Origin of the sequence: Gordonia polyisoprenivorans (assembly GCF_017654315.1) — a bacterium.
GTDB lineage: Bacteria > Actinomycetota > Actinomycetes > Mycobacteriales > Mycobacteriaceae > Gordonia > Gordonia polyisoprenivorans_A.
Genome location: NZ_CP072203.1, coordinates 4,229,224 through 4,240,881, shown reverse-complemented (window position 1 = coordinate 4,240,881; position 11,658 = coordinate 4,229,224). Strand labels below are relative to the sequence as shown.

Sequence of the window (11,658 nt, the reverse complement as noted above, 5' to 3'; positions counted from 1 at the left end):
TGGGTGGTTCCCTTCTAGTGATTTAGCTGTGGGTGGTGATTGTCCGGAGCTACCCGAGGCACGAAAACACCTCGGGTGCTTGGATATCCGGTGACGACCGGATTTCCGGTGGGGTCGCGTGGGACGCGACCACTATCCAAGTTCGATGACCTTCTCGATGTCGTCGGGGGTTTTCCACGCCACGGCGGGGGTCCCCTTCATCTCGCGCTTGGCGATGCCGGCGAGGGCACCGGCGGGCGGGAGTTCGACCAGAGAGGTGACGCCGGCCTCGCGCATGTAGGCCGAACACAGGTCCCATCGGACCGGGCTGGTGACCTGCGTGACGAGTTTGCTCAGCGCGTCGGCACCGCCGGCGACCGGCCGGCCGTCGGAGTTCGACAGCAGGGCCCGGGCCGGGTCGGCGGGGGTGATCTTCGACGCGGCCGCGGCGACGGCGTCGCGCGCCGGGGCCATGTAGTCGGTGTGGAAGGCGCCGGCGACGGCGAGCTTGCGGATGCGTGCCTTCTCCGGCGGGCTCGCGATCAGCTCGTCGATGGCCTCCACCGGGCCGGCGGCGACGATCTGGCCGGCGGCGTTGCGGTTGGCAGGCACGAGTGCGAGTTCGTCGAGCCGGGCGAGGACCTGGGTCTCGTCACCGCCGAGCACCGCGGCCATCGTGGTGGCCTGGCGGGCGCACGCCTTGGCCATCTCGGATCCGCGGATCGCGGCGAGTTTGACGGCCTCGTCGGAGCTGATGACGCCGGTGATGGCGGCGGCGGCGAGTTCGCCGACCGAGTGACCGGCGATCACGGCGTCGTCGGGCAGCTCGCCACGCTTGAGGTACTCATCGAAGGCCAGCAGGGCCGCTGCGACGACGAGCGGCTGGGTGACCGAGGTGTCGGTGATCTCCTCGGCGGTGGCGGTGGTGCCGAGCCGCTCGAGATCGAGTTGGATCAGCTTCGACCATGTCGCCAGCTGATCGCCGACTCCGGGGAGTTCTAGCCACGGAATCAACATGCCGGGTGTCTGAGAGCCCTGGCCGGGCGCAAGCATCGAAAGCACGTGACCAGAGAACACCGTTTCGGCCTCGTATGTCGGTGTGGAGGTCGATAGACCTCATCGGAAGGATTTGTGGGGTTCCCACAAAGGTGTCTCTGGCTGGTTCCGCATCGTCATCACTTCGAGATTCGTTACAGAAATGTGTCCGAAAGGCATCTGCCAGCGGAAATGTTGAAACAGCAGTGTTACTGAAGTTCCTCATGTGGCTGAGTGTGGCGATTCGTTCCTCAGATGTGTCAATCGTCCGACGGTTGCCGCGATACGCAAGACGTAGCCGTCGCGAGGGTTAGTTGGGTCACGTCCTGTCACTTCTGCAATTTTCTTCAGTCTGTACCGGACAGTATTTGGATGGATATACAGTTCGCGGGCGCATGCCTCCACCGAGCCGCCGCAGTCCAGATAGGACTCGAGGGTGTTGTTGAGGGTGGAGCCGCCGGTGGACAGCGGACGCACCAGCGTCTCGATGAGTGTTGCGGTCGCCGACGCGTCACCGTTGAGAGCCCGTTCGGGTAAGAGCTCGAGGCTGTGGACCGGGCGAGGTGCTCCGGGCCAGCCGACGACGGCGGCGATCCCGGCCATCGCCTCGGTGGCGCTGGTGTGCGCCGCTCCGAGGTTGGGCATCGTCGGCCCGATGACCACCGGCCCGTCGGCGAAGTGGTCGAGAAGTGCGTTACTGAACGGGTCGGTCATCCTGATCGGCCCGCTGACGATGGTCACCAGCAGGGTGCCCTGCACCACCGAGAGTGCGGCCCGGTCATGGCGTTTGGCGGTGTTGTGGATCGCCAGAGGCACCGACACGTTCTGCTCGGGAGGCGGCGCGCCGACGATGACGGTCGCCGGGGCGTCGGAATCCCAGTTCAGCGCGGCCGCCCGCGACAACAGCTGCGGGCCGGTGTCACCGCGGACGACGGCGTCGACCACGAGCGCCTCCAGACGCGAGTCCCACGCGCCGCGCGATTCGGCCGCCGACGCGTAGATGGCCGCGGCGGCGAACCCGATCTCGCGGCCGTAACGCAGCACCGACTCGGTCAACGCGCGCAGTTGGGCGTCGTTGCGGGCCAGCAGCGGCAACCATTTCTCGAAGAACTCCATCGCCACGCGCACCATCTCCACGGTCTGCAGCAGCGTGATGCGGCGCGCGAGATCCTGCGGGACGACCTGGAAGGCCTGAACGGTGAACTTGACGTTACCCTCGGGATCCTGAATCCACTCGACGAAGTTCACCACCGCGGTCTGCACGACCAGCTGCACGCTGGCGCGCTGCGCGGCGTCGAGGTCGGCGAAGTAGGGGAGCTGATCCTGCATCGAGTGGACGGCCTCGGTGGCCAGGCGGCCGCTGTACTGCTTGACGCGGCGCAGCAGGGTGTCGGGCAGTGCGTCGTGCACGGTGGCGGGGGCGGGCACGTGCGCGCCGCGTTCCCCGAAGACGTCGCTGGGCGGCGGCGTCTGATTCACCCGATGCTCCGACATGTTGTTCACAGTAGGCGTCCGCGGTCGCCGGGCCCCGACGAATGCGCCGTCAGCGACTGCGGCGGCCGCCCGCGAGGGGGCGACCGCCGCAGTCGACGGATCGGTCGAACGCTAGGCGCTGCCGGTGTCGGCGTAGGACACCTCGGCGGCGTTGACGTCGGTGATCTGGTATTTCTCGGCGGCTTGCGCCGCGACCGCGGCGTCGATGTGCCCGTCGCGGGCCAGGGCCACCAGCACCCCGACGACGATGGACTCGGCGTCGACGTTGAAGACCCTACGAGCGGCCGGACGGGTGTCGGAGAACCCGAAGCCGTCGGCACCGAGTGTCAGATACGTGCCCGGCACGTAGGCGCGGATCTGCTCCTGTACGCCGCGCATGTAATCGCTGACCGCCACGAACGGCCCGGCGGTGTCGGAGAGGACCTTGGTGACGTAGGGCAGGCCCGCATCCTGCGAGGGGGTGCGCACCGCGGCACGGTCGATCGCGATGCCGTCGCGGGCGAGTTCGCTCCATGACGTCACCGAGTACACCGCGGCGCCGACGTTCCAGTCCGCGGCCAGGAGTTCCTGGGCGCGCAGCGCGTCGGGCATGGTCACCCCCGAGACGAGGATGTTGGCCGGATACTGCTTGTCCTGCGGGGCCGGGCTGAACCGGTAGATGCCCTTGAGTACACCTTCGACGTCGAGGTCGTCGGGCTTGGCCGGCTGACTGATCGGCTCGTTGTAGACGGTGAGGTAGTAGAAGATGTTCTCCGGATCCTCGCCGTACATCCGACGCAGACCGTCGACGACGATGTGTCCGAGTTCGTAGGCGAATGCGGGGTCGTAGGCCACCACCGCCGGGTTGGTCGCCGCGAGCAGCGGTGACTGGCCGTCGGCGTGTTGCAGTCCCTCGCCGGTCAGCGTGGTGCGTCCCGCGGTGGCGCCGATGACGAAGCCGCGCGCCATCTGGTCGGCGGCCGCCCAGAAGCTGTCACCGGTGCGTTGGAAGCCGAACATCGAATAGAAGATGTAGAGCGGGATCATCGGCTCGTCGTGTGTCGCGTACGAGGTGCCGACGGCGGTAAACGACGCGGCCGAGCCGGCCTCGTTGATGCCCTCGTGCAGGATCTGGCCCTCGCTGCTCTCCTTGTAGGCGAGCATCAACTCGGCGTCGACCGAGGTGTAGAGCTGTCCGTTGCGGTTGTAGATCTTGAGCGTCGGGAACCACGAATCCATCCCGAAGGTCCGCGCCTCGTCCGGGATGATCGGCACGATCCGGTGGCCGATCTCCTTGTCGCGCAACAGATCCTTGAACACGCGCACCAGTGCCATGGTGGTCGCCACCTGCTGTTTGCCCGAGCCCTTGGCGGTGGTCGCGAGCGCCTTGCTCACATCCGGGGACAACGCCTTGGCCGTGGTGCGGCGTGCGGGCAGGAAGCCGCCGAGGTTCTTGCGGCGGTCGAGCATGTACTGGATCTCCGGGGCGTCCATCCCGGGGTGGTAGTACGGCGGCAGGTACGGATTCTCCTCGAGCTGGGCGTCGCTGATCGGGATTCGCGTCTCGTCGCGGAAGTCCTTGAGATCGTCGAGGGTCAGCTTCTTCATCTGGTGGGTCGCGTTGCGGCCCTCGAAGTGCTTGCCCAGGGTGTAGCCCTTGATCGTGTGCGCCAGGATGACCGTCGGCTGACCCTTGTGCGCCATCGCCGAGGCGTAGGCGGCATAGATCTTGCGGTAGTCGTGGCCGCCGCGCTTGAGGTTCCAGATCTCGGCGTCGGACATGTTCTTGACGAGTTCCTTGGTGCGCGGATCTCGGTTGAAGAAGTGCTCCCGCACGAAGGCACCGTCGTTGGCCTTGTAGGTCTGGAAATCGCCGTCGGGCGTGGTGTTCATCAGATTCACCAGCGCGCCGTCGCGGTCGGCGTGCAGCAGTGCATCCCACTCGCGGCCCCACACCACCTTGATGACGTTCCAGCCCGCGCCGCGGAAGAACGACTCGAGCTCCTGGATGATCTTGCCGTTGCCGCGGACCGGGCCGTCGAGTCGCTGCAGATTGCAGTTGATGACGAAGGTGAGATTGTCCAGGCCCTCGGTTGCGGCGAAACTGGCGAAGCCGCGTGACTCCGTCTCGTCCATCTCGCCGTCGCCGAGGAAGGCCCACACGTGCTGATCGGAGGTGTCCTTGATACCGCGATCGTGCAGGTAGTGGTTGAAGCGCGCCTGGTAGATCGCGTTCATCGGACCGAGTCCCATCGACACCGTCGGGAACTGCCAGAACTCGGGCATGAGTCGCGGGTGCGGGTAGGACGGCAGGCCGCCGCCCTCACCGGCGTGACTGTGTTCCTGACGGAATCCGTCCATCCGCTCGCCGGTGATCCGGCCCTCGAGGAAGGCGCGGGCGTAGATACCCGGCGAGGCGTGACCCTGGATGAAGATCTGGTCGCCGCCGCCGGGGTGCTCGTGGCCGCGGAAGAAATGGTTGAAGCCGACCTCGTACAGCGACGCCGACGACGCGTAGGTCGAGATGTGCCCGCCGACCCCGACACCGGGACGCTGGGCGCGGTGGACCATGATGGCGGCGTTCCAGCGGATGAACTGACGGAAGGTGCGCTCGACGCTCTCGTCGCCGGGGAACCACGGTTCGAGTTCGGTGGGAATGGTGTTGACGTAGTCGGTGGACGTCAGTGAGGGGATGGCGACGTGTTTCTCGCCTGCACGCTCGAGCAGCCGGAGCATCAGATAGCGGGCTCGGGCCGGTCCGGCGTGTGCGACGAGATTGTCGAAGCTCTCCAGCCACTCGCCGGTCTCGTCGGGGTCGATGTCGGGCAGATAGGACGCGACGCCCTCGCGGATGACGCGCACGCGCGGGCCCGACCTGTCGGGGGTGCCGCCGGAGGTCGCGCTGACGTCCTTATCTGCCTGTTCGGTCACGGTGATGCCTACTCCTCGATCGGGCCGGGCGGGGGTGCTGCCCGGCGTGCGATGACACGAGAGTCCGTCGACGACGATGGTGTGCTCGCTCACGGACCCACCCCACATCGTGCCCCATGTCGCCGGTGTTGGCATCGGGGGTGTTCGGATTGGGCGCGCGGCACTTGACCTGCGGTAGCGTTCGGTTTCTGATTACCACGGAGTAAGGAGCGTGCAGTGAGGCGTGCATCGGCCCGTCCGGCATACCGGGCGGGGCTGCGCAACGTCGGGGGGTGCCACAGCGAGACAGCGGAATGCCACCGGTTGGACGCCGGCCCGGGGCGCGCCGGGGTGTTGGGTGGCCGAAGAAGCGCACAGGGTGTGACACGGGCGGGTGTCGCCGTGATGGTGACGGCCGTGGTGTTGGTGCTCGCCGGATGTGCGACATCGGTGCCCGGTGTGCCGACCGTCGACTCCTCGCAGGTGTCGATGTATCGGTCCGAGCAATCGGCCTCGACCTCGGCGGCGCGCCGAGGGCTCGCGGTGACCCTGTGTCGGCAGGCCATGTCGTCGATGGTCGTGATGGTCCGTGGGTACAACACCTTTGTCGGTCGTCTGAACGCGGTGCAGTCCTACGACCGCGTCGGTGACCTCGACGACCGCGCCCGGGCGAGCCTGATCGCCGGCGTGGACCAGATCCGGGCCAAGGTCAGCGATGCGGTCCCCGCGGACGTGACCGGGCCGGTGAACGCCTTCCTGACCAGCTCGGGGAGGCTCGGTGACGCCATCGGACGACGTGAACTCGTCGGGTTGAATCCGATCTCCGACACCTGGACGCGCGACAAACAATCGGTTCTGGCTGCCTGCGCGACGTACCTGCCGACCCCGCCCGGATTGGCCTCGACGCCCGCCGGGGCAGCACCGCCCGGGTAGCCCGCGGCGCGCGAGTTCATGAATTCGTGTCGGTGCGCGATCGTGGTGTGCATTACGCTGTCCCAATAGTCGGCTGATGTGCGGTCGGCTGCGATCGAATTGCCGATACGGCGAAACAAGTTGACTTGGGAGGTCTCGCGCGGTGGTAGCCGCCTCAGGGAGCAATGGCTCCGACGGCAGCAGTGCACAGAAACTGGGGTTCGCCCCCGGCATGGTGGTCCAGGAACTCGGCTGGGACGAGGACGCCGATGACGACCTGCGTGCCGACATCGAGGATGCGATCGATGCCGAGATGCTCGACGAGGATGCCGATGACGTCATCGACTCGGTCGTTCTCTGGTGGCGTGACGACGACGGTGACCTCGTCGATCGGTTGATGGACGCCATCGGGCCGCTCGCCGACGACGGATACGTCTGGGTGTTCTCGCCGAAGACGGGCAATCCCGGTTACGTCGACCCGAGCGAGATCGCCGAGGCCGCGCCCACCGCCGGGTTGACCCAGACCTCGGTGGTCAGTCTCGGTGACTGGTCGGGTTCGCGTCTGGTGCAACCGAAGACGCGTTCTGGCAAACGCCCATGAGCGTTCCGGAGATGTCGATCCCGCTGGGGATCGGCGCCACCGCACCGGACTTCGAACTACGCGACCAGAACAACCAGCGGGTCTCGTTGTCGCGGTTGCGTTCCGAGGGCCGCAAGGTTCTCATCGTGTTCTTTCCGCTCGCGTTCACCGGCACGTGCCAGGGCGAACTCGGGTACATCCGTGACAATCTGCCGCGCTTCGCCAACGACGAGGTGACCACGGTCGCGGTGTCGGTCGGGCCGCCCCCGACGCACAAGGTGTGGTCGGCGGCGCAGGGATTTCTCTTCCCGATCCTGTCGGACTTCTGGCCGCACGGTGAGGTCGCCCGCTCCTACGGTGTGTTCAGCGAGGGTCGCGGGTACGCCGATCGCGGAACCTTCCTCGTCGACACCGACGGACGCATCGTCTTCGCCGACGTTGTCGGCCCGGGTGAGGGGCGCTCGGAGGCGCTCTGGGACAAGGCGCTGGCCACCGTCTGACCGAGCCGTCACGACATTGAGTGCCACAAGTTGGCCGTCAAGTCTTGACCAAGTCGTTGCCTGCCTCGGGTTGCGACAGAAGTGACTGCTGTAGTTCAGTGTGACTATTGTGAATAAACTGTCGCTGTCACAGCTCACCAGGATCTGCACCCGTGGTCGCCTTCGCCGCGTCGGCGTCGGCATGCTCGCCGGGGGTGCGCTGGCCTTCGCCGGTGCCGGACACTGCGCCGCCGCGCCCTCGGATGCACTGCCGGACCTCAACGACCTGCCGGGCGTCGTCGCAGGTATCCCGAACTCCTCGTCGGACATGGGCTTGGGCGATCTGCTGCCCAGCCTGCAGAGCCTGATCCCCGGGACGGGTGCGCAGACCGGCACATCACGATGCACCTCGGTGATCCAGGTCGGCGACTCGACGTCGGTGCGCGCCGACGACCCTGCTTTCGTCCCGGCGGCCGGCGACACCGCCAGTGCCCAGTACCGCAGGGTCGGGGTGAACAGCTTCACCCTCGACGCGGTCAGCGGCCGGGCGATCGTCGGCGGTCCCTCACCCGACGCCGAACACGCCGTCGCGTCCCGGCTCGCGTCCGGCGCCCGCGGCTGCTGGGTGATCGCCATGGGCGTCAACGACGTCGGGGACATCTCGACGGGAAGTTCGATCGACGCCGGTGCCCGCATCGACCGGATCATGCGTCAGCTGTCTGGGCAGCCGGTCCTCTGGCCGACGGTCGCCTCGTCGAACCCGAGTAACAAGGCATTCGATTCGGCCGCCATGGCCACGTTCAACACTGCACTGCGCAGCGCGACCGCGCGCTACGCCAATCTGGCCGTGGTGGACTGGGCCGGAGCCGCCCAGCCGGCGGAATTCACCGACGGCATCCACTACACCGCCGCGGGCACCGCCGACCGCAACAAGCGATTCGCCGACGCGCTGGCCGCGGCCTACCCGTCGGGCAGCGTCGGCGCCTCGCCCTCGACGCGGTGGGTTGCCGGCTGACGCGGTGGATTGCCGGCTGACGGTCCTCAGATCGGGCAGGTGATGTTGGGATCACGCTTGCCGGTGACGGCTTGCTGCAGGCCCGCGGTCACGGCATCGGCATACATCCAGGTGCCCGGTCCCATCGGGTGGACGTCGTCGGGGCCGAGATTCTCCGGATGGGCAGCAGCGGTCTGACACCACGGCGCCAAGAAGACGTTGCGATGTCGTGGTGCGTACTGCAGAACCTGTTGTGCCGCCTGTGGGATGCCGTCAACCGGACCGAACGGGACCAGCAGAACGATCAGGTGACCGGGGCCGATCTCGGAGAGGATCCGGTCGAGCTGTCCGGGGAACGCCTGCCCGTTGGTACCGAATCCGAGCACCACGTACTTGCGGAGCGCGCCGGACGCCCGAAGGTCCTCGATGACGCCCTCGCCGCCGCTGTAGTGACGCGAAACCTGCGCGTCGATGTAGATGCCGGGGAACCGCGCACGAAGCGCCTGCGACGAGGCGAGCATGACCGAGTCGCCGATGCCGGTGATCTCTTGGCCGGTCGGCAGCCGTGGTGCACTGGGCGCGGCGGGACGTGGGGGAGCCGGCGGCGGGCTCGCATTGGACTGCCGTTGTAGCTCGGCGAGGTGGTCGAGTTGCAGTTCGAGCTGCGACTTCGACGGGCTGGTACCCAGCGCGGAACCGGCGAACAGGATCATGACCAGGCCGGCGGCGAACACCGCGGCCGGAATCGGCAGACGTGCCGAATTCCCGAGGTCGCGCAGCACACCGCGGAAACCCTTACGGCGGAACGGTGTCTCGATGTAGCGGTAGGACAGTTCGGACAGGCCGAGCGTGATCACCGCGGCGAGAATGCCGATCAGCCAGCCGGGTAGCGAGAACGACGCCGTACCCGTGCCCTCCCGGAACCAGGCGCGCAGGAAGACCACGACCGGCCAATGCCACAGATACAGGCTGAACGATCGCTCGCCCAGGTAACGCAGGGCTTTCACGCGCAGGATCACCGGGACCGGTCCGGTCTCGCCGACCGCGGTGTGGATCACGCCCGCGGTCAGTACCGATGCCAGCAGGAGCCCGCCCTGATAGGTGAGTGGTGAGGTGTCGGGCAGGGTGAACATGAGGACCAGGAGCCCGACGAAGACGGCCGGTGCGAGGGTCTTGCCCAGGATCTCGGCGGTACGCGGCGAGACCCGACGCGGCCACGAATCGGCGGCATCGGCGGCCGGGGCGGTGCACAGCAACGCCAGCGCGGCGCCGATCAGCAGGCCGAAGGAATGGGTATCGCTGCCGAAGTAGACCCGGCTCGGATCGGTGTCGGGGTTGTAGATCGCAATCATCGCGGCCACCGACGCGGCGCCGAGTGCGATCGTCACCGCGGCGGTGATCCGCAGTTGCGTGCGCGTCGAGGTCCGGCGTGCCAACCACAGCACACCGAGGAACAGCAGTGGCCACACCACGTAGAACTGTTCCTCGATCGCCAACGACCAGTAGTGCATGAAGATCTGTGGCGTCGTCTCGGCGAAGTAACTGTGCGACTGCGCGATCTGCACCCAGTTGTTGACGAAGAACGCCGACCCGAGGAATTGGCTCTTGAGCTGCACGCCGACGTCGCCGCCGATGAGTCCGGCGACGGCGGTGGCCACGACCAGAACCGTGAGCGCGGCCGGCAGAATGCGGCGGGCACGTCGGGTCCAGAACTGCGACAACGAGATTCGCTTCTTGGCTCCGTACTCGCGAACGAGTAGCGAAGTGATCAGGAAGCCCGACAGTACGAAGAAGATGTCGACGCCGAGGTATCCGCCGCGGACCGCGTCACCGAAGAAGTGATACAGCACCACGGCGAGCACCGCGATACCGCGCACGCCGTCGAGCGCACGGCTGCGCCGGATGCGACCCGGCGCCAGAGTGGCTGCGCCGGCCGGTGCCACGGCCGATTCTCGATCAGTTGCCGTCTCGGCGGTCGCCGGGGCGGTCGGTGAGAGGAGCTTCGTGGACAGCGTCCAGACCGGTTTGGGGATACGGACGGTGGATGCCGACGAATTCTCGTCGGTGTCTGTGCCTGTATCTGGCTCGGCGCTAGTCCGGGACGTGCGCCGGTCCCGCATGTTCGGGATCGCCTTGACCGTCGCGGCTGCGGACGCTGTGTCGGCGTCTCCGGCGTCGGTGTTGCCGGCACCGTCGTCGTCCGGCGCGTCCTGGGTCGCCTCGATCGGTATCTCGACGGTGTCGTCGGACGCGGTCTCGGTGCTGTCCTTCGGGGATGTGTCGTCTGCGGGTTCGTCGCTGTCGGGTTCGCCGCTGTCGGGTTCGTCGCTGTCGGGTTGGTCGGAGTCCTCCGCTGCCTCGTCGGCGACTTCCTCGTCCTCGTCCGAGGCGTCGGCGTCGGCGTCGGCGTCGGGAGTGTCCTCGACCACCGACGTCTCGTCGGTCTCGACCTCGGCCTTCTCGCCGGCCTCGTCGGAGTCGGTATCAGGGCTCTCGGTGCCAGAGCTCTCGGTTTCGGGGCTTTCGGCGTCGGCTGCCTCCGTCTCAGTTGCCTGTGCGTCGTCTGACTCCGTCTCTGTGGCGACGACGATCGGGAGTTCGGCGGTGACCTCGTCGGTCAGGCGTCGGAGCTCGACGGTGTCGGCATCGCTGATCTCCCGTATTTCCACGGTCGTGGCATCGGAGCCCTCGATGTCGGGTTCGGTCCCGCGCGGCGGCGCCGGGAGCGCGTACACGGGCTCGGTTCCGGGCTCGTGGAGGACCCCGATGGGGCTCAGGCTCGCCATGGGGCCGGTGATCACCATGTTCGCGGGAGGCGGTGCGCCGACCAGCGTCGAGGTCGAGTGGCCCGAATCGTGATGATGGGTGATCGAGGGGATGTGCCGGCGTGTGCGCCAGGTGCGTAGTCGTGCCTTCATGCGTGTGCCCTCCCATCTCTCGATGCTGTCGTCGATGTCGTGTCTTCCTCGGTGACGATCGATATCGCCCTCGTCGTGGCTCGGTCGAAGTGGCTACGAGACCAGGGATCGGTGACGACAAAACCGACGGCATGCGCGCGCACGTCGTCGAGGGCGGGCAGGTGGGCTGACCCTGTGTGGATGGGGCGTGGCATACAGGCAGGTGAGCGTTTCGTTCGGGTGCGGTGGTGACATGACAGCGATGTCGAGGTGCTCGCAGGGGAGCATCAGCCGCTCAGTGTAGCGGTGTGGCGAGACGTTTCTGCGCACGACCGACCGCAGTGTCCTCCGGTTGGGGGAACGATGACCGATTCGCGAATATGGACTGCGGCCCAAAAG

At 67.1% G+C, this 11,658-nt stretch carries 8 protein-coding genes; 4 read left to right on the top strand and 4 right to left on the bottom strand.

Annotated elements, in window-relative coordinates:
• Window positions 1-132 precede the first annotated feature (132 nt).
• The 3 genes from J6U32_RS19125 to aceE all read right to left on the bottom strand — a co-directional run bounded on the left by J6U32_RS19125 (window position 133) and on the right by aceE (window position 5,526).
• Complete coding sequence (locus J6U32_RS19125; RefSeq protein ID WP_208791697.1) at window positions 133-1,041, bottom strand: ACP S-malonyltransferase; 909 nt, start codon at window positions 1,039-1,041, stop codon at window positions 133-135.
• 195 nt (window positions 1,042-1,236) lie between these two features.
• On the bottom strand, window positions 1,237-2,508 hold the full coding sequence (locus J6U32_RS19120; protein ID WP_208791696.1) for a PucR family transcriptional regulator: 1,272 nt from the start codon (window positions 2,506-2,508) through the stop codon (window positions 1,237-1,239).
• 111 nt (window positions 2,509-2,619) lie between these two features.
• Entirely contained in the window at window positions 2,620-5,526 is a 2,907-nt protein-coding gene (aceE, locus tag J6U32_RS19115; protein WP_244332162.1) for a pyruvate dehydrogenase (acetyl-transferring), homodimeric type, read from the bottom strand.
• A gap of 276 nt (window positions 5,527-5,802) precedes the next feature.
• Here aceE and J6U32_RS19110 point away from each other — a divergent pair, with 276 nt between their 5' ends.
• The 4 genes from J6U32_RS19110 to J6U32_RS19095 all read left to right on the top strand — a co-directional run bounded on the left by J6U32_RS19110 (window position 5,803) and on the right by J6U32_RS19095 (window position 8,383).
• Window positions 5,803-6,330 carry a hypothetical protein gene (locus J6U32_RS19110; protein WP_208796212.1) on the top strand — a complete coding sequence of 176 codons (528 nt, stop codon included), beginning with the start codon at window positions 5,803-5,805 and terminating at the stop codon, window positions 6,328-6,330.
• A 142-nt stretch (window positions 6,331-6,472) separates the two neighbouring features.
• Window positions 6,473-6,910: a DUF3052 domain-containing protein gene (locus J6U32_RS19105; RefSeq protein WP_208791695.1), complete on the top strand. Its 438-nt coding sequence runs from the start codon at window positions 6,473-6,475 to the stop codon at window positions 6,908-6,910.
• Window positions 6,907-7,389 (top strand): peroxiredoxin, encoded by a 483-nt coding sequence (locus tag J6U32_RS19100; protein WP_208791694.1) that lies wholly within the window; start codon window positions 6,907-6,909, stop codon window positions 7,387-7,389. The genes J6U32_RS19105 and J6U32_RS19100 overlap by 4 nt, the downstream gene beginning before the upstream one ends.
• Window positions 7,390-7,498: 109 nt before the next feature.
• Window positions 7,499-8,383: an SGNH/GDSL hydrolase family protein gene (locus J6U32_RS19095; protein WP_208796211.1), complete on the top strand. Its 885-nt coding sequence runs from the start codon at window positions 7,499-7,501 to the stop codon at window positions 8,381-8,383.
• A 26-nt stretch (window positions 8,384-8,409) separates the two neighbouring features.
• Here J6U32_RS19095 and J6U32_RS19090 read toward each other — a convergent pair whose 3' ends face one another.
• Window positions 8,410-11,280 carry an acyltransferase family protein gene (locus J6U32_RS19090; protein WP_208791693.1) on the bottom strand — a complete coding sequence of 957 codons (2,871 nt, stop codon included), beginning with the start codon at window positions 11,278-11,280 and terminating at the stop codon, window positions 8,410-8,412.
• Between the last annotated feature and the right edge of the window lie 378 nt (window positions 11,281-11,658).

Bases quoted from the DNA above. Each gene is read 5' to 3' on its own strand.
- J6U32_RS19100 (WP_208791694.1), top strand. From the start codon at position 6,907: ATGAGCGTTCCGGAGATGTCGATCCCGCTGGGGATCGGCGCCACCGCA.
- J6U32_RS19090 (WP_208791693.1), bottom strand. From the start codon at position 11,280: ATGAAGGCACGACTACGCACCTGGCGCACACGCCGGCACATCCCCTCG.
- J6U32_RS19120 (WP_208791696.1), bottom strand. From the start codon at position 2,508: ATGTCGGAGCATCGGGTGAATCAGACGCCGCCGCCCAGCGACGTCTTC.
- J6U32_RS19110 (WP_208796212.1), top strand. From the start codon at position 5,803: ATGGTGACGGCCGTGGTGTTGGTGCTCGCCGGATGTGCGACATCGGTG.
- aceE (WP_244332162.1), bottom strand. From the start codon at position 5,526: ATGTGGGGTGGGTCCGTGAGCGAGCACACCATCGTCGTCGACGGACTC.